Here is a 22,381-nt window from a genome sequence, read left to right on the forward strand (position 1 = left end):
AAATTTTAAGCGGACCCCAGTGCCCTTATTTGTGTCAAAAACAATGATTTTTAAGGTCGAGCGGACTCAGGGGATCTTATTGCATGAAAAAACAGTCTATTACTCCTAGAACTGTTACAAATAAAGTCCGCTGAGTCCGACAACAGCGATGAATATAGATAATGAAAGAAAATAAGGTCCAATGAGTCCGCAAAAAAGATAGGCTATCTCACCAAGGGGACCTTTTTTATTCAATACGCATTTTGCTTTATTACAGGAATGCTTTCTTATTTGCCAAGAAAAATCTCAGTCCAGTGAACAGAGAATTTTAAATTTTTAGTTATGAAATACCACTACTAATACGATGCGATTAATAGTACAAATTTAGGTACATTTTATAGTGTGACTTCGAGTTTTGCGATAGGTAACGGAACCCGTTACTCTATGTCAGCTTTTTTTATTGATTGATAAACTATAATATTTATAATTAATTATGTAAGCCACGTCCAGCACTAGCACCCAACGTCGCCATACCCCTAAGGGCGCTTCTAGCTTTTGCTGTTTAAAATTAAAAAGTGGCAATTTTTCTTCCTGTAAAATTCGTTTTTCACAAAGGATTCAATGTTATGAAAAAAATATGTTAGGATTATATAAGAAAAGGAGGACACCTCGATGCCTGTTAAAGAAAAAGAAATCTTGCACACTTATTTTGGTTATGAAACATTTCGTCCCGGACAACAAGAGACGATTGATCATATTCTACAATTTAATAACACACTTGCTGTAATGCCAACTGGTGGTGGTAAGTCGTTATGCTACCAGATCCCCGGTATGACCCTTGATGGAACAGCCATTATTATCTCCCCATTAATATCACTTATGAAGGATCAGGTAGATGCACTGCAGTCATTGGGTATTTCTGCTACATATATTAATAGTTCCCTGACACCCGGGGAACAACAAACGCGACTACAGGATTTAGCTGCCGAGCGGTATAAATTTGTCTACGTTGCTCCTGAACGCTTTGAATCGTTCAGCTTCATAAATGTTATTAAGAATATCCCAATTGCTTTAGTAGCGTTTGATGAAGCACATTGCATCTCTCAATGGGGCCATGATTTCCGGCCAAGTTATCGTTCCATTGTCCCTAACTTGAAAAAGATACCAAACATACCTGTGTTCATAGCCTTAACCGCAACAGCAACGGAAGAAGTAATCACTGATATTCAAGGTTTATTACATATCGAAAATGATCATGTTGTCCATACAGGTTTTGAACGAGGCAATTTATCCTTTCATATGGTAAAAGGGAAGGATAAAGCCACATATGTACGATCTTTTTTAGATGAACATCAGGATGAATCAGGTATTATATACACAGCAACACGCAAACAAGCTGACGCATTATATGATCAGCTTACTAAACGCGGTGTCGCTGTTGCCAAGTACCATGCTGGTCTATCTGAGCATGAACGGAAGCAAGCACAAGCTGCATTTATCCATGATGAAATCACAGTAATGATTGCAACAAATGCGTTTGGGATGGGAATTGACAAATCAAACGTGCGCTTTGTCATTCACTATGCTATGCCTATGAATATTGAATCCTACTATCAGGAAGCTGGCAGGGCTGGACGTGACGGAGAACCAAGTGACTGTATCTTATTGTTTTCACCGCAGGATATTCAATTACAGAAGTTTTTAATTGAACAATCCCTGATGGATGATACCGCAAAACAAAAGGAATACCGTAAATTACAAGCCATGATCAATTACTGTCATACCCATGGCTGTTTAACAACTTCCATCTTAGATTATTTCAATAACACCGATACAGAGGATACATGCGGTCGTTGCAGTAATTGTTTACATCGCCAGGAAAAAACAGACATAACAGAAGAAGCACAAATGATTCTTTCATGTGTTAAACGAATGGGAGAAAGATTTGGTGTGGGGATGACTGCTAAGGTATTGAAAGGATCAAAAGACAAGAAAATAAAGGATTTCCGTCTGGATAAAATATCTACCTATGGCATCTTGTCAGCATACACAGAAAAAGAGCTAACCGAATGGATTCATTTTCTCATTGCGGAACAGCTGCTTGCCACAGAAGAAGGGAAATTTCCGACATTAAAATTAAATCAAAATGCAGTGGATGTGTTAAAAGGAAAACGTCCTGTCTGGATTTATACAGCACCAATTCCAACCAGCGAAGATGCAGACTATTACGAGGAATTATTTAACTCATTACGTGGACTGCGTAAACAGTTAGCTGATGAACAAGACGTTCCACCATATGTGTTGTTTTCTGATGCGACCTTAAAAGAATTGAGCCGATACTTCCCAACTACAAAAGAGGACATGCTACAAATCAAAGGCGTAGGCGAAAAGAAATATGACCAATATGGGGAAGCGTTTTTAGCTGTTATTCAAAAATGGCGCAGTGCTAATCAGGATGTTAAAACGAAGGTCAGAATTGATGATGCACCATCACCAAAACCAAAAAAGACTACAGACGATCGACCAAGCCACATGATTACCTATCACATGTTTCAATCCGGAAAGCCATTAAACGATATTGCAGTAATTCGGGAAATGTCGAAACAAACCATTGAAAATCATATTTTTAAAGCATTTCAGAATGGCCATCCGATCGCATGGGGCATCTTTTTTAATGATGAAGAGGAAGCAAACGTTTTAGCTGTACATGAGCAAATCGATGAACCTAAACTGAAGCCCTTAAAAGAAGCATTGCCAGATGGATACGATTATACAAAGATTAAAGCCGTTTTGATTAAAAATGGAGTAATGTAGAAAACCACCATGCCACCTCTAAAATGAGGGTAGCATGGTGGTTTTCTAAATGTACTATTACTTTATTTCAAAAGCCCATGTTCCATTACGGAAGACAGCTTCTGTTGTTCCATCTTCAAGTACACCGTCAATATCCAATTCCTCTGAACCAATCATGAAATCAACATGTGTTAGACTATCGTTTACATTGTTTTGGTCGAGCTCATCATCACTCATTGCTGATCCACCCTCTATGTTGGTAGGATAAGCTTTTCCAAGCGCAATATGACATGACGCATTCTCATCAAACAAGGTATTATAGAAGATCAAGCCTGATTGTGAAACAGGTGATTCGTGTGGTACTAGTGCCACTTCACCAAGACGGCGCGCACCTTCATCAGTATTAAGTAAATGTTTCAGTGTATCTTCTCCTTGTTCTGCTTTAAAATCAACTACTTTTCCGTCTTTAAACGTAAGTGTAAAATTATCAATCAAACTTCCACCATAATTTAACGGCTTGGTACTAGAAACAGTTCCATCAACACCGTATTTATGAGGCATGGAAAAAACTTCCTCTGTTGGCATATTCGGATTAAACGTTGTACCTTTTTCAGACTCAGCAGATCCACCCTTCCAAAGGTGTCCTTTAGGAAGTTTCATTTCTAAATTGGTTCCTGGTGCTTTAAAAATTAATTTATCGTAGTTTTTCTTATTTAATAACTCTCGTGCAATTCGTAATGTTTCATTATGCTCATTCCATGCTGCCAATGGATCATCTTTATCAACTCGAACAATTTTTACAATGGCATCCCATAGACTCTCCACTGCATCTTCTTTTGACTTATCAGGGAATATCTTTTGTGCCCAATCCCCAGTTGGGATAGAAATAATCGACCAGCAAATTTTATCATTCATGGTGTACTGTCTGAAATTCTTCATCGCTTGTGCTGCCGCTTTGTTAGCCTTAGCCACTCGTGAAGCATCAATATCTTTTAAAAGATCTGGATCAGTGGAACGGATCGATAAAACCGCTGCTCCATCTTCAGCGTAAGTATCATGTAATTTCACTTTCCATTCAGGGTAATCTGCAATCACCTCGTCTGGTGCATTTTCATATTTTAATAATGTTAATTCATCGTCTACCCAGTTAATATGTACATCCTTAGCACCTAATTCATACGCTCTTCTAACTACAATTTTTGTAAAATCAGCACCTTCTATTGGAGCATTTATCATTAATGCTTGGTTCTTCTGTAGGTTGACTCCCGTTCTTAAGGCTAAGTCAGCATATTTTTCCTTCGTTTGTTGGCTCACCATACAATTACCTCCATATTAAATTAATTTATTTCGTATATCGTTATTATTTCATAAAAATCAGAAATAACCAAATAACTTTTCCAATTATGTAGAAAATAAAAAAGCTCATTTCGTAAGTTTTATTGCTTTTTAATTCTCGCAGTTGAAATAAAATGCGACGTAACTGCTAGGTTGCTTTCCGCTACGGGCAGCCGCTTTCCGCGGGCACGGCTTCAGCCTCCGAAGCGGAAAACCACCGCTTCGGTGTCTTCAGACACGTGCTGTTCCCGCAGGAGTCGGCTGCCCTCTGCTCCAATCAACCATCCTAAAAGTGGCTGTTTATGCTATAAAAAACAAAATGATAGCTGTTGTTTTATTATGAAAACTATACCAGCGGCGGAAATACACGAAGACTCCTTGAAAAAGGAAATCACTTTTTCTGCGTGCGATGTAATGCTGCCGTAGCTTTCCTTGTTCTGCGGGAGGATAGGCCTAGGTGAGATTCTAAAAATGCGTTAGCATGAAGAAGCTCACCAGCCGCCCTAAGATGCGCGAAGTGTATTTCCAGAGCGAGTAACTGCACCACTTATCATCTCAAGTTATGTCGCTTTTTATATCTATTGTAGTAAAAACAACAATCTTTCAGATAGCAGCCTTAAAGAATGTCTATTTTACATCTTTACTGCTAATTTACGCATCATCAATTATGTGTTATGATAATAATAACTTACTTTTAGTAATTAAATTGATGATTTAAGATAAAATCAGAGAGAGGTGATCGTAATGGAAGAACTGTGTCCACGTTTTGAAAAAGCAATGCAACTCTTAAGTACACGTTGGGTGGGACTTATCCTATTTGAGCTGCTAAAAGGTACGAAACGTTTTTCTCATATGGAAGCAGATTTACCTATTAGCGGAAGGCTACTCTCTGATCGTTTAAAAATGCTTGAAAAAGAGGGTATCGTCAAACGAAATATTTATTCTGAATTTCCTGTTCGTATCGAATACTCATTGTCTGATAAAGGGAAAGCTCTAGAGCCGATCATTCGCGAGATTCAGCACTGGGCTGATGGTTACGTAACACAAGATGAAATCAATCAACAAGATGTGCAATAAATATTTCGGGCTGTTAATACAGCCCTTTTTTTTAGTTAAATACGACGTCTATTTAATTACAGAATCAGACACGTCCAGCTTCATCTTCCTCGCCTCATACCTTTCATAAAACTCAACAATACATAAGCCGCTACTCTACTTGTCATATTACGAAAATCAATAGTTGGGTCTATCTCTACAATATCCATGGCTGTGACCTTTTGGTGTGATGCAGCTAGTGTTATGGAATCCAACAACGATTTACTGTCCATCCCACCAGGTCCAATTGCTGGGCATCCCGGAGCAAACGCTTGATCGAGTACATCCATATCTACTGACAGATAAATGGCATCCACTTTTTCGGCTAGCTTGAGTATTTCTTGTTCTGCAATTGATTTTACTGTCCGGGTTTCAAGGTCAGCCATCGTGTAAACAGTAACACCATGCTTTTTTGCAAAGTCATGATACGCTCTCGCGTTGGTAAAATCTCGAATACCAATCTGTACCAAGTTTTCCCCTTCAATTACCTGATCATCTAATAATCGGCGAAATGGTGTTCCATTTGTAGGACCACCATCCTCCACATTGCGTAAGTCGTGGTGGGCATCAAACTGAATGACGCCAACAGTCTGATGTTGGGCGTATGCTTTTATGGCGGAATAGCTTATCGAGTGGTCTCCCCCCAAAAGCAGCCAATTGTTCACTGCATTTGTTTGAAATACATCTTGTAACCCTTCGAATATCCTTTGATGATTCCCTATAATATCAGTTGGGTCCATGTAGATGTCACCATAATCAATAATACGATCCGTAAGATTCAACCCTTCTTCTCCTGAATATGTTGTATAGCTTTGTAAAGCCGAACGGATTGCACCGGGTGCAAGTGACGCCCCTGAGTGACTAATCGACGGCTTAGAAAGTGGTATTCCGACCAAGCCGATATCCCCTGTAATTCCACCATTCCAGGGCATTAGCAATTCGTTTGCTTTCGTTGTAAATCTATCCTTAAAAATTGCTTCTCCTGCTGGCTGTAAGTGTCGTAAAGATTTTTTCATCGTATCGACTGCCTTTCGTATAACACTTCCCCATTTTTGATAACTGTTTTCGCATGATTCACCCCATAATGATATGGAATATACATATAATTCGGTGCATCCCAAATCACGATATCTGCTTTTCGTCCTGTTGCGATTGATCCGGCCTCGTGTCCACGGCTGATTGCGTGTGCTGCATTAACCGTAACAGCATACCAAATTTCAGCGGGGGATAGCTTTAATCGTAGTGCTGCAATTGACATGATGAATTGAAGGTTTTCTGTGACTGAGCTTCCTGGGTTAAAGTCTGTTGATATCGCAATCGCCGCTCCTGAATCAATCATTTGTCGCGCTTTAGCATATATATCTTTTCCTAAGTAAAAACTGGTTCCAGGTAAAATGACGCCAATTGTATTCGATGCAGCAAGTTGTTCGATTCCTTCATCAGAAGCTACTGCAAGGTGATCCCCACTAATTGCGCCCACTTCAACAGCGAGTTCAGTACCACCTAATTGGTCAATTTCATCGGCATGTAACTTTACACCAAACCCTTTTTCCTTCGCTTTTTGTAAATAACGTCTGGATTGTTCTACAGTGAATACACCTGTTTCGGTAAAAATATCGACAAATTCGGCGAGATTATTTTCCTTTATTTCATCGAACATGTCACTCATTACATCCAGAAATGATTCTGGGTCTTCCCTATATTCAGGCGGGATAGCGTGTGCACCCAAAAACGTTGATATAACGTCTAATGGGTGTTTAACATTAGCCTCTTTTGCAACTTTTAATTGCTTTAATTCGGTATCCCTGTCTAATCCATAGCCGCTTTTTGCTTCTACCGTTGTAATTCCATGCATCGCCATTCGGTCTAAATGAAATAATGTCTTGTCGAGAAGTTCTTCATAGTTCGCTTTTTTTGTAGCATTTACGGTCGCTAATATACCTCCTCCTTGTTTTAAAATATCCAAGTAGTCTACACCTTGCTGTTTGAGGGCCATTTCTTTCTCTCGTGACCCACCAAAAACAAGGTGGGTATGTGGTTCAACTAATCCAGGAGTAACCAGTTTGCCCTCGGCATCAATCGTCTGTTCTGCTTGAATATTCATTGCTTTTTCGACTGAGCCAATCCAGACAACATTTCCATTTGTAATGGCAACAGCTGCGTCTTCCATAACGGTAAGGTCGTTCATATCCTTTCCTTTAACAGGTCCTTTTTTATCCATTGTTAAAAGCTGACCAATGTTCGTAATTAATTTTTCTACATGCACTTTATTACTCTCCTCCTATCCTTTTGTTGGAATGGTAATGTTATTTTCTTCGGCAAATGATTCCGCCTTTTCATAACCTGCATCTGCATGGCGAATGATGCCCATTCCTGGGTCGGTCGTTAATACACGCTCTAATCGTTCATGAGCAAGATCTGTTCCATCTGCAACGATAACCATTCCCGCATGTAAGGAATACCCCATGCCGACACCTCCTCCATGGTGGAACGAAATCCATGACCCTCCAGCTGCTGTATTAATTAAGGCATTTAATACTGCCCAATCACCTACAGCGTCACTTCCATCCTTCATTCCTTCCGTTTCCCGGTTAGGAGAGGCAACCGATCCACAATCCAGGTGATCACGGCCAATAACGACAGGCGCTTTTAATTCTCCATTTCGTACCAGTTCGTTGATCGCAAGACCCATTTTCATCCGTTCCCCGTAACCTAACCAGCAAATACGTGACGGTAACCCTTGAAAAGCTATTTGACTCTGAGCCATATCGATCCAACGTATTAATGCTTCGTTTTCCGGGAAAAGCTCTTTAATTAACGCATCCGTACGATAAATATCATCCGGATCACCAGAGAGCGCTGCCCAACGAAATGGACCTTTCCCTTCACAAAACAATGGGCGAATATAAGCAGGAACAAACCCTGGAAAGTCAAAGGCATTCGCTATTCCCTCATCATGTGCAACCTGACGAATGTTGTTTCCATAATCGAATACAACCGAACCATTTTGTTGAAATTGAAGCATTGCTTCAACATGTTTTGCCATGCTTTGTTTGGAGAGTTCCGTATATGTTTTTGGGTTATTTTTACGTAACAGAAACGCTTGCTCCACACGATAACCTACAGGTACATAACCATTAAGTGGGTCGTGTGCTGAAGTTTGATCGGTAACGATGTCGATTTGAATGTCTTTGGTTAATAGTTGATGGTGAATTTCCGCTGCATTACCTAGCAATGCTATCGACAATGCTTTCCCTTCTTGTTTGGCTGAATTTGCTAGCTTAATAGCTTCGTCCAGACTATCTGTCATCACATCACAATACTTTGTTTGGATGCGCTTCTCGATACGGCTCTTGTCTACTTCAACAGCTATGACGACACCTTCATTCATCGTAACCGCTAAGGGCTGTGCCCCGCCCATCCCACCAAGTCCTGCTGTTAGTGTAATCGTATGCTTGAGCGAACCATTAAAGTGCTTTTTGGAAAGTGCTGAGAAAGTTTCATAGGTTCCTTGTAAAATTCCTTGTGTACCAATATAGATCCAACTTCCGGCAGTCATTTGTCCATACATCATAAGTCCTTTTTGATCAAGTTCATGAAAATGCTCCCATGTTGCCCATTTTGGAACGAGTACGGAGTTGGATAGAAGTACGCGTGGTGCATGCTTGTGTGTTTTAAAAACGCCAACCGGTTTTCCAGATTGAATCAGCATTGTTTCGTCATTCTCAAGCCCGCGTAATGTGTTAACAATGGCATCAAACGCTTCCCAGTTACGAGCTGCCTTTCCAATTCCACCATATACAACAAGCTGTTCTGGATTCTCTGCTACCTCTGGATCCAGATTGTTATACAGCATCCGTAACGCCGCTTCCTGCTCCCAGCCCTTACATTCTAATTCCAATCCTTTTTTAGCTGAAACTCTATTCATGTAAAACTCCTCCCTTATGATTACTAACCGTTACATCACTCTCATTATCTGCTTTTAACCATTCGGTAAGTTTTTCGATATCAGTAGAATATACACGATCCTTGGTAATGCTTGGTACTATTCGACGTGCTTTCTCATAAAATGCTCTTGTTTTGGTTGCCATATGATCTGTTCCCCTATATTCAACTGCCTGCATGGCACAGATTAGCTCAATCGCAATGACACGCCTTATGTTTTGGAGCATTTGTAAGGCATGCCTGGCAGCTATCGTCCCCATGCTTACATGATCCTCCTGATTTGCTGATGATGGTATTGAGTCCACACTAGCTGGATGTGCTAACGTTTTATTTTCAGAGACAAGAGATGCGGCACTATATTGCATAATCATCGCTCCTGATTCGAGTCCTGGATTTGGACTTAAAAAGGCAGGTAAATCATTCAGCTGTGGATTTACTAGTCGCTCAATTCGGCGTTCGGCAATATTGGCTGTTTCTGCAATACCTAGTTTTAGAAAGTCCATCGCAAATGCAATGGGCTGTCCGTGAAAATTACCTCCAGAAATAACTTTATTTTGCTCTGAAAAAATTAACGGGTTATCGGTGACTGCATTTATTTCGGTTTGGAGCTTTTCTTTTACATACAGAACGGTTTGCCAGGAAGCGCCTAACACTTGCGGGATACATCGCAACGAATACGCATCCTGAACTCTTATTTCACCTTGCTTTGTAATTAATGAGCTGCCTGATACGTACTGACGAATGCGAGTGGCTACATCGATCTGTTCCTGATGTCCACGAGCGTAATGTAGATCCTCATCAAAAGCATCGATAATCCCGCGTAATCCTTCCAAGGTCATTGCAGCAGTAAGCTCACTCTGATGAAGCAACTTTTCCATTTCCAGATAAGCAATCACTCCAACTGCCGTCATCGCCTGTGTTCCATTAATAAGTGCTAAACCTTCTTTCTCTTTGAGTGTAATTGGAGTTAGTCCTTCTACTGCTAATACTTGTATTGCCTGCTGTCGTTCACCTTGGTAAAATACCTCCCCTTCGCCAAGTAACGCTAATGCTAGATGTGATAACGGAGCCAAATCACCACTTGCTCCAAGTGACCCTTGCTGCGGAATAACCGGATGAATACCAGCATTCACAAAGTCTATTAGTTGATTTACTAAAGCAGGACGTACACCAGAATATCCTTGTGACAGTGCATTTGCCCGGAGCAGCAGCATGGTCCGGCTTATAGTTTCAGAAAAGGGATCACCAACACCACATGCATGCGAATGAATCAGGTTCAACTGCAATGTTTCTAAGTCGTCATGCTCAATCACCACATCACTAAATTTTCCAAAGCCTGTGTTGATGCCATACATCGTTTCTTTACCTTCAATCATTTCCTCGACTGCACACCTGTTTACTTTTATTTTTATAACAGCATCATCAGATAATGTGACCTGTTCCTTTTCAAATACTACCCGACGAACTTCATCTAACGTTAAAGCCTCTCCAGTTAAAACAACCACTACTTGCACCTCCATAGTACCGCTTTATCATAGTAAAGCGGAAAAAGTAAAAGGAGGCTATGGTCCTTAAGACCAAGCCTCCTGTAAATGTTCGCTATTTATGTGTAAATGCCGTGAGTTCCGTGTGGTAATCATAAAGACACCTCAGTGTTTTAAATATTCTTACTTTATATTGTAAGCGTTTTCTTATGGAAATGCAATACATAATATAAAGTAGGGATATTTCGGTGGATTCCGCGATTTTCCGGGTTATTCCGCGAATCTTGCTGGAATTCCGCGTTTTTTCCGGTTATTCCGTGATTTCGACATTTTATTCCGCGAAATTCTCGATTATTCCGCGATAATAGATAAAAGACAAAAAGCTGCCTACCCCACGCGGGAAAATAGACAGCTTTCATCATTAAAAAATATACGTTGTAAACAATACAAGTCATACTAGCTAGTACCACTTTTAATATAACCAGTATTTGTTATTTTAATTCCATGGATAATCCGTACCAAACGATGCTGCCATCTCTTTTGATTCCTTTCTTCGTTCTCTACGTCGTTCTGCACGCTGCGAGGCGAGGTTGTGTAACTGCCTTTCTTGATCTGACTCAGGATATACAGATGGAACAGTAGTTGGTTTTCCACTTTCATCAACAGCCACAAATGTAAGAAATGCTGTCGTACAAACTTTTCGATCACCTGTTAGCAGATCTTCTGTAACAGCCTTTACAAATACTTCCATTGATGTAGTGTGTGTCCATGTAACGAATGCCTCTACACATATAGAGTCCCCCTCTTTTACTGGGGCAAGAAAATCGACTGAGTCTGTTGATGCAGTTACTACAGGCTTTCTTGAGTGACGAACTGCTGCTATAGCTGCCACGTCATCAATATGTGCCATTAATTTTCCCCCGAATAATGTGCCATGTGTGTTGGTGTCTGGCGGCAAAACGTGAGATGTTTTAACAGTCAGTGATTCCAAGCAGGGTTTTTGGTCCATTTGGTTACCTCCTCAGGTTTTTATTGCTACTACTTTTCCCATGATTATCTATTTACAATCATGAATACTACAGAATTGGTGATAACAATCTGGAAATGGATTCTTTAAACCGTATTCCAAGCGATCGTTTTGCATATAATTTCCTCGTCATCTGTGAACAAAACTTAATATCATGGTCAAATGCTTTTACCAGTTGGTCTGAAACACCGATATCATAAATAAATGCATTTACTTCAAAATTCAGTCGGAAACTGCGTACATCTATGTTTGCTGTTCCAACGGAGGCTATTTTTCCATCAACCACAATTGTTTTTGCATGCAGAAAACCGTTTTGATAAACAAACACTTCTGCTCCAGCGCTCAGTAGATCACCAATGTAGGACAAAGTTGCCCAATATACAAATGGATGATCAGGTTTATTTGGTATCATAATCTTCACTTTTACTCCTGAAAGCGCAGCAATCCGTAATGCGTCCTGCAGACTTTCATCAGGTATAAAGTACGGTGTTTGAATATAAATATATTCTCTTGCAGATAAAATCATTTTAATATAGCCATTTTTTATCTGTTCCCACTCTGAATCAGGGCCACTTGACACAATTTGAACACCTACATCACCTGATGGTACAGCGGCATAAAATCGATCTTCATACAAAATGTCATTTCGGGAAGCTTGATTCCAATCGAGAATAAAACGGGTTTGCATCATTCTTACAGCGTCACCGTTAATACGCAAATGGGTATCACGCCAATAGCCGAATTTCTTGTTTTTGCCAAGGTACTCATCACCTATGTTAAAGCCACCAATATATCCTATTTTTGCATCTATAATAGCCAGTTTACGATGATTTCGGTAGTTAATCTTAAAATTAACTTTAGGTATCTTTGGTGGGAAAAATGCTTCTACTTCTCCACCTGCATTTCGCAGACGTTTCTTAAACGCCCTACTTAACCCTCTGGAGCCCATATCATCATATAGAACACGGACCTCCACACCTTCATTCGCCTTTTTTATTAGAACTTCCGCTATTTGTTTGCCTAATTGGTCATGTCGAATAATATAATAGAGCAAATGAATATGGTTTGTTGCCTTTTCTAGATCCTGAATTAATGCCTTAAATTTCTCATTGCCATCCGTAAAAATTTTGAGTTGATTATCTTGTGTAAAAATAGCATCATTATTTCGTAAATGCAATAAATATAAATCTCTATAACCGGATAATTCCGCATGTTTAAAATGAAATGTCCGCTCTACCATAGAGTTAAGCTGTGCTTGTACTGAGGTTTTCACACCAAGCCTGCTTTTAGTATCCCAGGTAAAAATACGCTGATTACTTAACTTCCTTCCAAAAACCAGATACAAAAAGAATCCCGCAATAGGAATAAAGAGTAGGACCATCAACCATGCCCATGTTGAGCTTGCATCTTTTCTTTCCAAAAATATAATTGTAAATGCCAACACGATGTTAAATATGAGGATTGAACCTACTAAAAAAGGAATAAATTCCAAGGCCTATTCTCCTTCCTCCGCTACCATTGCAATAGGGAATTCAACCCTTGTGAAAAATTTACATTATTACTAATATAGCACATTTTCCTATATCGAGTTAAGATTGTATACTAAAAAAAAGGAGTGATAGCATGCAACAAAAACAAATTGCACTGGTTATTGGTGGTACAGGAATGCTCCGTAATGTATGCCATTGGCTTGTTGAGAATGGCTACATTGTTTTTATTATCGGAAGAAGTATTCAAAGACATAAATCCTTGAAGGAAAATAGCCCAAACCCCGAAAACATTCACGCCTTACCTGTGGATTATCATGATCTTAATCAGCTTCAAACTGAACTCAACAAAACGTTTCATACATATGGCTCACCTCAACTAGTAGTGAGCTGGATTCATTCTTCTTCACCAGTTGCCTTACCACTAATAATTAATGAGCTTTCTACTAAGAATACTAGTATTCCATGGCGATTATTCCATATACAAGGAAGTGCCCGTTTTTTAAAGAAAGAAAACACGCCTGTTCAGCTAAATTGCCTGTACAGACGTGTGTATTTAGGATTTATGATAGAAAATAATATTTCACGCTGGCTTACTCACGAAGAAATTTCTAACGGGATAATTCAAGCCATTAAAAACGATAACAACGAAACAATTATTGGTACTTTAGAACCTTGGGACATGCGCCCTTAGATTAAAGTTTATTTAATGCTTGCTCTACATCAGACCAAATATCTTCCCATGCTTCTAACCCAATAGATAAGCGAATTAGTTGATCAGTAATTCCCATCTCCAATCGGGATGCTTCTGGAACAACTGAATGTGTCATTGTTGCTGGATGCTGGATTAATGTTTCCGCATCACCTAAACTAACAGCAATTTTTAAAAAGGAAAGGTTATTGAGCATTTGCTGTGCGTCTTCTTTTGTTCCTTTAATTTCAAACGAGATTAAACCGCCCCCACGCTTCATTTGCTTTTCCATGATCGGATAATCAGGGTGGCTTTCATCTCCTGGGTAATAGATATTAGCTACTTTCGGATGATGACGCAGCTTTTCAAATACTTTTTCAGCATTATCACAATGACGATCAAGACGAACGGGTAGTGTTTTTAATCCCCGTATTAAAAGCCAGGCATCAAATGGAGAAATAATTCCCCCAATATCCTTCTGTGTTGTCATGGCTACCGAGTCAAGAAAGTCTTTTTTACCTACTACTAGCCCTGCAACAACATCTCCGTGTCCCCCAATATATTTGGTCGCACTGTGTAATACAACGTCACAACCAAGCTCAAGTGGTCGTTGTAAGTATGGTGAAGAGAACGTGTTATCTACTACAACTGGAATATTAAATTCTTTCGCCACTTCTGCTACCATTTTCAGATCGATTAACTTCATCGTTGGATTTATCGGTGTCTCTACATAAATACATGTTGTTTCAGGTTTAATTAATGCACGAACATCTTCTTTTGTTGCCATATTGGAAAAATCATGCGTTATATTATATTTTTCTTTCATCATCGTTAATAATCCAAATGTACATCCATACAATCCTGACGAACAAAGAATATGATCATTCGCTTTGGTTAAAGCAATTAGTACTGCAGATACTGCCGCCATTCCTGAGGCAAAAGCAAGTCCTCTCTCCCCTTTTTCCAAAGCCGCAATCCGTTCTTCCAACACAGAGACGGTAGGGTTACCTAAACGTGAATAAATATAACCGTCCTCTTCACCAGCAAACCGGCGTTCACCTTGCTCCGCGGTATCAAATGTATATGTTGATGTTTGAAATAATGGCGTACTAAGACTGCCCAGCATCTCTTTGGAGTCATAGCCCTCGTGGATAACTGTCGTTTCAAAGTTTTTATGTTTTTCAGTCATAAGTTCTCCCCCTATATTGATTTTGTCCTATACATTCCCTATTTACTATCATATTCTATAAAACACTTTTTTGAAAGCGTTTTCCCTTAAAACTATCAAGCACTTTTTTTGCTTTTTTATAGGGATACTCTTAGAATTAATTTATTTGGAAGATTGATTATATTTAGGAAACATATCTGTAGAAAAGAAGGGTTGCACCATGCAGCAAAATCAGGAAAAGTTAGGAATTTTATATATAACCGGTGCCTACTTAATGTGGGGATTTTTGCCGATGTACTGGAAACTTGTTCAAGATGTTGGAGCTGGCGAAATTTTGGCGCACCGCATTGTTTGGTCATTTGTCTTTATGCTGGTAATTGTTTTGATTTTACGGAAATGGCCAGCTTTTATTAAAGAATGCAAAGTAATTATAAAAGATAAGAAAAAGCTTATCGGTATTACCGTAGCCTCGATTATGATCAGTGTGAACTGGATTACATTTATATGGGCAGTGAACAGTGATCATGTCATACAGGCAAGCCTTGGTTATTATATTAATCCACTTGTGAGTATTTTACTTGGGATCGTTGTATTAAAGGAAACATTAACAAGAAGGCAATTATTCTCTATTATATTAGCAGGAATTGGCGTCATTTACCTTACTATTAGCTTTGGTGTATTCCCTTGGGTATCATTATTGCTCGCTTTTAGTTTCGCCATATATGGATTGCTGAAAAAAATGGTTGATATCGGAGCAATGTTTGGGTTAACGATCGAAACAATGATTGTAACACCACTTGCAGCAATTTATTTATTTTCAATACCTGATGGTTCATTATCTTGGAACTCCCTCTTCTCCACTACTAGTCTATTATTACTTGGAGCTGGGGTAGCAACTGCAATCCCCCTTTTATCGTTTGCTAATGGTGCTAAAAGAATTCCACTATCTATGGTTGGTTTTCTCCAATATTTTGCACCTACAATTATGTTAATCTTAGGGGTCTTCCTTTACGGCGAGACATTCTCACAAGCACATTTGATCTCGTTTGTATTAATATGGATTGCTTTAATTATTTATATGGGTTCAGCATATCATCGACCAATCAGACAAAGAAAAAGAATTTAATTTATTTTCTAAAAACGGTTGACGAACAAACGACTTTTCTTATATAATGCTTAATAACTTAATATTAGTTAAATCTCTTATCAAGAGTGGCGGAGGGAATAGGCCCTGCGAAGCCCGGCAACCTAAAGTAATGTATACATTGCTTTGAAAGGTGCTAAATCCTACAGATCACATTATGATCTGGAAGATAAGAGGAGGAACCGTTACATACGCCCTCTTCTTAGGAAGAGGGCTTTTAAATTCTCCTCTTCCTCCAGACTTGAACAAAAGCGTACGTCCTATACGTCGCTGATTCTGTCATTCAATAGTACTCAGATTTGGAGCTGTTGCTTGAACAAAAATCGAAGGAGGAATTATTTATGTCAAATTTTCATTTACCTAATCAGGAAACAGTATTACTTCACGGAGGTCAGGAACCTGATCCAACAACCGGATCAAGAGCAGTACCAATTTATCAAACTACTTCCTATGTTTTCAAGGACACAGAACATGCACAAAATTTATTCGGTTTAGCGGAAACTGGAAATATCTATTCTCGTATTGGGAATCCAACCGTCGATGCATTTGAACAACGGGTTGCTCAACTGGAGGATGGGGTAGCAGCAGTGGCAACCTCCTCTGGTATGGCTGCAATTACTTTAGCCATTCTAAATATTGCAAGTGCTGGTGATGAGATTATTGCCGACAGTAATTTGTACGGGGGAACATACAATTTATTTGCTAACACGCTTCCACGCTATGGAATTGAAGTAAAGTTTGTAGACGGTACTAAGCCAGAGGCCATTGAAGATGCCATTACAGATAAAACAAAAGCTGTCTTCGGGGAAATCATTACAAATCCGAGCCTAAACGTTTTCGATGTTGAGGCAGTAGCAGCAGTTGCTCACAAATACGGTATCCCACTTATTATTGATAATACATTTGCTACACCATATTCAACAAAACCCTTGACGTGGGGTGCTGATATCGTAGTCCATTCTGCTACAAAATGGATTGGTGGTCATGGAACTACTATTGGTGGAATCGTCGTTGATGGTGGACGTTTTAATTGGAATAATGAAAAGTTCCCTGGACTTACAGAACCTGATGAAAGCTATAATGGATTGCGTTATATTGATGTTGGACCTGCGGCTTTTGCGATCAAATTACGTGTTCAGTTACTAAGAGATATTGGAGCATGCTTAAGTCCACAAAATGCATTTCTGTTACTACAAGGTCTTGAAACCTTACACTTACGCATCGAACGTCATAATCAGAACACAGCTGAAGTTGCCGACTATTTAACAAAGCATCCAGCAGTAGAGTGGGTAAATTACCCAGGGCTTGAGGATCATCCGTCACATAAGTTAGCTAAAAAATACCTAAGTAATGGCTTTGGTTCTATTATTACATTCGGTATTCAAGGCGGACGTGAAGCAGGGCGGAAATTAATCGATGGAGTGACACTTTGGTCGCATGTAGCTAATGTTGGGGATGCCAAGTCCCTTATTATCCATCCAGCTTCAACCACTCATCAACAGTTAAGTGAAGAGGATTTAAAGAAGAGCGGTGTTAAAGAGGAATTAATTCGCCTATCCATCGGTATCGAGTCTACTAAAGATATATTAGTTGATTTAGATCAAGCCATTGCAAAAGCAACAAACTCAAAAACTTCATTTCAATCTACAGAAGAGGATGCCATTAAGTGGTTAGTATCTTCACCCTTTGCTAGAGAAAATGGAGCAGTTCGAAAAAAGGCAATTGCCGTAGTTGGTCTAGACGATACATCTAGTTCTTTATACAAAAACACAGAGCAACTCCAGCAATTAGGGTTTCAAATCTTACCCGTTCACGAAACCAAACAAGAGTTGTTTGGAGAGAAAACGTATAAAACTATTTCAGATATCCCTGTTGACATTGACGCCGTGTGGTTGGAAAATCAAGCATTACCAGCAACAGCAATTGAGCAATTTATTAACAAACAAGGGAAAATTCTTTTGATAGAAAAACCTGAAACAAATGATCAAACGGTAGAGCATGCTAAAGCCTCTGGTATTACTGTAATTACTAATACGAATCCATATGAGGAAGCACTCCGTTTAAGGGAAAACAAAGAAGCAAGGGTTCCTTTAGAAGTTTAATAGAGTTGAAAAGGAGCGGATTTTCATGGTACACATGTTGACAAAAACACCTATTATAAATGACATATCATTTGGTCCGCTCCAGTTAGATTCTGGAGAGACAATTGATAAGGTGACATTACGTTATGAAATTGCCGGACCAAAGTCTGCACCAGTAGTATTAGTATGCCACGCATTAACAGGCAATCACCATACAATTGGAACAGATAGTAGTCCTGGTTGGTGGAGTGGGCTAATTGGTCGGAAGAAGTATATCGACACCGAACGCTTTCAAGTTATTACTTTTAATGTGCTTGGAGGGTGTGACGGTTCAACTGGACCCGCTTCTATTAATCCAGCAACTGATGAACCTTATCGCACATCATTTCCAAACATTACGATTCGTGACATGGTGCGCGCACAATTTATGGCACTACAAAAACTAGAAATCAGTAGATTAGCAGCAGTTACAGGAGGATCCCTTGGAGGTATGCAAGTACTTGAATGGGGCCTCTTATACCCTGCTTTTGTAGATAAGTTGATTGTCCTTGCTGCAACACCTACATTCTCTGATTATGGTATAGCGTTTAACCATATTGCAGCTTCCTCCATAAAAGCAGACCCAAATTGGAATAAGGGGAATTACGATTCCAATCATTCATTGAAAGGTTTAGAATTAGCTCGGATGATTGGCATGGTAACCTATCGTAGTTCAGCATTATTCAATAAGCGTTTTGATCGAGAGAAAAAGGGCAAAACGTATGATGTAACATCTTATCTAGATTATCAAGGAGAAAAATTAACACACCGCTTTGATCCAAATAGTTATCTTTACCTATTAGAAGCGATGAATAATCACGATGTTAGTTTCCATCGAAGTGAATGGAAAAAGGCTATTCAAAACATACAATGTCCCGTGCTAGCAATCAGCTATGAAAAGGACCTTGTCTATGAACCTCCCATTATAAACGAATTAGCAGAGGCAATACCAAATAGCACCTATTACCATATCCACACTGATTTTGGCCATGACGGCTTTCTAACTGAGTTTCATAAATGGGGAAACATTGTTTTTGATTTCCTAAACGAATCCCAAAGCTGATTAAGAAGCATAATAGTAGAAAAAAGCGTTTAAGCAATACTATATTGGGGTAAAAGTAAATAATACTATATATTCATTCGCCTGAGTGTTTAGGCGAATTTTTATTTGTTAATACTTAATAGTAAGTATTATACTGTTTGTTGTTATAAGATTAGAAAACTTGGCGTTCGTTAAAGGGAATCTTAGTAAGCGAACTTTGCTTTCTTAGATTCCCTTATGCTCTGGAGTGCAAGTCTTTATGGCGAATGACCTAGTTGCACTTATGCAGATAAGAAAGTTTTATACTTTCTTATCTGCTAGAATAGAATAGGAGTTTAATTTACTTATGAATTACCTATACAAAATTAGGCATTTTATAAATAAATGCCATATAATATAATAAATCAGCTTAGGTGTGGTTTGCATGAATAAACGAAGATTAGTGTTAGCTGTAATTCTGCTATTACTGGGGGCAGGTATTTTTTTCATCGTCGATATATGGAACGAAAAGGATCAAGTAACCATTGATAACCCCTCTCTTCAACAGGAGAGTGAAGAAGAAACCCATACTACAGAGGATGAGGACACAGAAGAACAAAAAATAGAAGAGGATACGGATAATTCCCCTTTAACAACCCAATTCAAGGATGTTATTACAGAAGCGGTACAGGGTACTATTGACTTTTTCACTAATAAAGAAACACGTGTAGTCGCTATTGGTGACTCCTTAACACAAGGAGTCGGGGATGAAACTGGTGAAGGTGGATATATTGGTATTCTAGATAACACGATCAATAAAAATAAGCAGCTTGTGAGATTTGACAATTTTGGTAAGCGTGGCAACCGCTCTGATCAACTTTTGAAACGTATAGAAGATCCGGAAATATCTACTTCTATAGCAGAAGCAGATATTGTCTTACTAACAGTTGGTGCAAATGATATTATGAAAGTGGTTAAGGAAAACTTTACTAATCTATCATTCCAAGATTTTGTTCAGGAACGCATAGCATATGAAGAAAGGTTAGAGGAGATTATATCAACGGTAGAGTCTATAAATGGTAATGCTGATGTGTATTTATTAGGATTCTATAATCCATTTGAACAGTATTTTGACGATATTGAGGAGCTTGGTATTATTGTTGAGGACTGGAACAGAACTGGTGAAGCAGTTGCTAGCAATCATGAGAATTTAACATTTATACCAACAGTAGATTTATTTACAAATACAGATGAAAATGTATTTGCTGAAGATAAATTCCACCCAAATTACAATGGATATCAACGAATTGCTAAGCGTGTATTAGAATATGTAACCCAATAGGAAAGGTGAACTCCATGCCTGAACAAAAAACGTTAAAAAACACTAAATGGAAGCGGCTATTTTATAGTTTATTTATTTTTAATATCGTTATTTTTTTAACACTATTCACATTAATCTTTTGGCCTGTTCCTGAATCAGAATATCCTTCGATTGATACACAACAATTAGAAGCAGGATCAGAATTTACTGTACGAACAACGAAAAAAAATCTAAACGAACTAGTTAATGCATATATCGATAAGCTGTTAAAAAATACGAACCATAGCTATGAAATATCCCTTGAGGAAGATGTTCATTTGATTGGGGAATTACCTGTTTTTTCATCCACTGTACCTCTTTCTGTACATTTTGAGCCTCTCGTTCAGGAAAATGGTAATGTTATTCTTAAACAAAGGTCTATTTCAATAGGATTGTTAGAACTTCCCAATCGGAAAATAATGGAATATATGGATAAGTACTTACCAATGCCTGAATGGGTTACCGTAAACCCAAAAGAGGAAGAAATTTATGTTGCCGTTACCGAAATGAATATTCGTAGTAATTTTGAAGTTCAAGTTCAGTATATTGATTTAGTAGCTAATAACATTGCAATAAAAATAAGAGTACCGTATAGAACACTGGGAATTGATTTAGAACAAAATTAGTCTTAGGAAGCGTCATATGTTACGCTTCCTTTTATTTTTCTTGATATACTTCATTCATTTGATTAATTTTCTCTTTCATCTTATCCACTAAATGTTCAGGTGATAGAACCTTTGCTTGGTTCCCCCAGGTTAATATCCAGTTTATTAACCCATCTGATAATTTAGCTTTCGTCGTTAACACAAAGTAGTCATCATCCACCTGCTTCATATCTGCTTCCTGCCCAAACCGATCAAGTACGACATTTACCAGATTGATATGAAAGCGAACTTTTATCCATATTTCCTCACCTGCAAACATGTGAAAGCTCTGGTTAACATAGTCCTGTAACTGAAAATCCCCTTTTTTGAAAGGTGTATCATTCACTTCAATATTTCGAATGCGATCAAGACGATAATGACGCATTTCATTTGTTTCCTGAAACCGGCCAATAAGATAGTAATAATCATTTTGCCAAATCAAGGCATATGGTTCTACATAATATCGATCCCCCTTGCGATGATATTCAAACTGCTTGTCCACATTAAATTTACCATATTGATAGGTAAGGACTTTTGACTCTGAAATAGCTCGGTGTACACAATCAATATTTAGTTTTACCAGTTCATAATCGATATTGGCTGATTGACTAAATAGAATGGGCTCTGGCAACGTTTTAGCAATGGATTTACTTGTTAACTGCTTTACTTTATTGATCAACTTCTTCTTTTCATTCGTCGTAATAAAACGAGCAGACAAAATAGCATCAATGATTAAGCGTAATTGATACGTTTCAAATAATCTTGCCTGATGACTAAACAATGTTTTTCCAAATTTGCCTGTATTCCGTACAATTTCAAAGTCGGTTTCATCCAATATTGCTAGATCCCGTTTAATTGTTCTACTATCAAATGTCATATCATCTGTTAAAAGGCGCAACTTTTCACTAAGCTCTTGAAGGTCCAGTTCGTTATATTCATCGGTTTCGTTAAATAATATTTCTTTGATTTTTAGTAAACGATAATTGCTCCCTCGTTCCATCTTTCCATACCTCCTAGTTAACTAGAAAACTCAACTGTTCGTTAAAGGGATTCTTAGTAAGCGTATTTTGCTTTCTTAGAATCCTTTA

Annotated in this window: 17 protein-coding genes and 1 riboswitch; of the genes, 8 read left to right on the plus strand and 9 right to left on the minus strand. The window is 38.6% G+C overall.

Annotated elements, in window-relative coordinates; all coding sequences use genetic code 11:
• The first annotated feature begins 651 nt into the window (after positions 1–651).
• Positions 652–2,793, plus strand: coding sequence for a DNA helicase RecQ (gene recQ / locus ACFQ3N_RS00765; RefSeq protein ID WP_390358609.1), 2,142 nt, complete (start codon positions 652–654; stop codon positions 2,791–2,793).
• A gap of 57 nt (positions 2,794–2,850) precedes the next feature.
• Here the strand turns inward: recQ and ACFQ3N_RS00770 are convergent, their stop codons facing one another.
• Positions 2,851–4,089 carry an aminopeptidase gene (locus ACFQ3N_RS00770; protein WP_390358611.1) on the minus strand — a complete coding sequence of 413 codons (1,239 nt, stop codon included), beginning with the start codon at positions 4,087–4,089 and terminating at the stop codon, positions 2,851–2,853.
• A gap of 762 nt (positions 4,090–4,851) precedes the next feature.
• Between ACFQ3N_RS00770 and ACFQ3N_RS00775 the strand changes: the two genes are divergently transcribed.
• Positions 4,852–5,184 (plus strand): winged helix-turn-helix transcriptional regulator, encoded by a 333-nt coding sequence (locus ACFQ3N_RS00775; RefSeq protein WP_390358613.1) that lies wholly within the window; start codon positions 4,852–4,854, stop codon positions 5,182–5,184.
• Between the two features lie 80 nt (positions 5,185–5,264).
• Here the strand turns inward: ACFQ3N_RS00775 and hutG are convergent, their stop codons facing one another.
• From hutG to cls, 6 genes are all read right to left on the minus strand, one after another.
• Entirely contained in the window at positions 5,265–6,218 is a 954-nt protein-coding gene (hutG, locus tag ACFQ3N_RS00780; RefSeq protein WP_390358616.1) for a formimidoylglutamase, read from the minus strand.
• Entirely contained in the window at positions 6,215–7,423 is a 1,209-nt protein-coding gene (gene hutI, locus ACFQ3N_RS00785; protein ID WP_390358746.1) for an imidazolonepropionase, read from the minus strand. The genes hutG and hutI overlap by 4 nt, the downstream gene beginning before the upstream one ends.
• Positions 7,424–7,483: 60 nt before the next feature.
• Positions 7,484–9,130, minus strand: a complete 1,647-nt coding sequence (hutU, locus tag ACFQ3N_RS00790; RefSeq protein WP_390358618.1) for a urocanate hydratase — start codon at positions 9,128–9,130, stop codon at positions 7,484–7,486.
• On the minus strand, positions 9,123–10,652 hold the full coding sequence (gene hutH / locus ACFQ3N_RS00795) for a histidine ammonia-lyase (RefSeq protein WP_390358620.1): 1,530 nt from the start codon (positions 10,650–10,652) through the stop codon (positions 9,123–9,125). Before hutH ends, hutU begins: the two co-directional genes overlap by 8 nt.
• Before the next feature lie 475 nt (positions 10,653–11,127).
• Positions 11,128–11,640, minus strand: a complete 513-nt coding sequence (locus ACFQ3N_RS00800; protein WP_390358622.1) for an acyl-CoA thioesterase — start codon at positions 11,638–11,640, stop codon at positions 11,128–11,130.
• Between the two features lie 67 nt (positions 11,641–11,707).
• Positions 11,708–13,150 (minus strand): cardiolipin synthase, encoded by a 1,443-nt coding sequence (gene cls / locus ACFQ3N_RS00805; RefSeq protein ID WP_390358624.1) that lies wholly within the window; start codon positions 13,148–13,150, stop codon positions 11,708–11,710.
• A 131-nt stretch (positions 13,151–13,281) separates the two neighbouring features.
• Here cls and ACFQ3N_RS00810 point away from each other — a divergent pair, with 131 nt between their 5' ends.
• A complete protein-coding gene (locus ACFQ3N_RS00810) occupies positions 13,282–13,839 on the plus strand; it encodes a short-chain dehydrogenase (protein ID WP_390358626.1) in 558 nt (185 codons plus the stop codon).
• Position 13,840: 1 nt separating this feature from the next.
• Here the strand turns inward: ACFQ3N_RS00810 and megL are convergent, their stop codons facing one another.
• The gene (megL, locus tag ACFQ3N_RS00815) at positions 13,841–15,025 is read right to left on the minus strand and encodes a methionine gamma-lyase (protein WP_390358628.1); all 1,185 of its coding nucleotides are present in this window, start codon (positions 15,023–15,025) and stop codon (positions 13,841–13,843) included.
• A 199-nt stretch (positions 15,026–15,224) separates the two neighbouring features.
• On the opposite strand from megL, the gene rarD reads away from it, so the two are divergent.
• The 5 genes from rarD to ACFQ3N_RS00840 all read left to right on the plus strand — a co-directional run bounded on the left by rarD (position 15,225) and on the right by ACFQ3N_RS00840 (position 21,275).
• Complete coding sequence (gene rarD / locus ACFQ3N_RS00820) at positions 15,225–16,130, plus strand: EamA family transporter RarD (protein WP_390358630.1); 906 nt, start codon at positions 15,225–15,227, stop codon at positions 16,128–16,130.
• A gap of 74 nt (positions 16,131–16,204) precedes the next feature.
• Positions 16,205–16,324: riboswitch (SAM riboswitch) on the plus strand.
• Between the two features lie 165 nt (positions 16,325–16,489).
• Entirely contained in the window at positions 16,490–18,250 is a 1,761-nt protein-coding gene (locus tag ACFQ3N_RS00825) for a PLP-dependent aspartate aminotransferase family protein (RefSeq protein WP_390358632.1), read from the plus strand.
• 25 nt (positions 18,251–18,275) lie between these two features.
• Positions 18,276–19,331, plus strand: coding sequence for a homoserine O-acetyltransferase MetX (gene metX / locus ACFQ3N_RS00830; RefSeq protein WP_390358634.1), 1,056 nt, complete (start codon positions 18,276–18,278; stop codon positions 19,329–19,331).
• Between the two features lie 403 nt (positions 19,332–19,734).
• The gene (locus ACFQ3N_RS00835; protein ID WP_390358636.1) at positions 19,735–20,631 is read left to right on the plus strand and encodes an SGNH/GDSL hydrolase family protein; all 897 of its coding nucleotides are present in this window, start codon (positions 19,735–19,737) and stop codon (positions 20,629–20,631) included.
• Between the two features lie 14 nt (positions 20,632–20,645).
• Positions 20,646–21,275, plus strand: a complete 630-nt coding sequence (locus ACFQ3N_RS00840) for a YpmS family protein (protein WP_390358638.1) — start codon at positions 20,646–20,648, stop codon at positions 21,273–21,275.
• 31 nt (positions 21,276–21,306) lie between these two features.
• On the opposite strand, the gene ACFQ3N_RS00845 is transcribed toward ACFQ3N_RS00840, so the two are convergent.
• The gene (locus tag ACFQ3N_RS00845; protein WP_390358639.1) at positions 21,307–22,293 is read right to left on the minus strand and encodes a helix-turn-helix transcriptional regulator; all 987 of its coding nucleotides are present in this window, start codon (positions 22,291–22,293) and stop codon (positions 21,307–21,309) included.
• Positions 22,294–22,381: the final 88 nt, after the last annotated feature.

Source organism: Virgibacillus byunsanensis (assembly GCF_042675965.1).
Lineage (GTDB): Bacteria > Bacillota > Bacilli > Bacillales > Amphibacillaceae > Virgibacillus_R > Virgibacillus_R byunsanensis.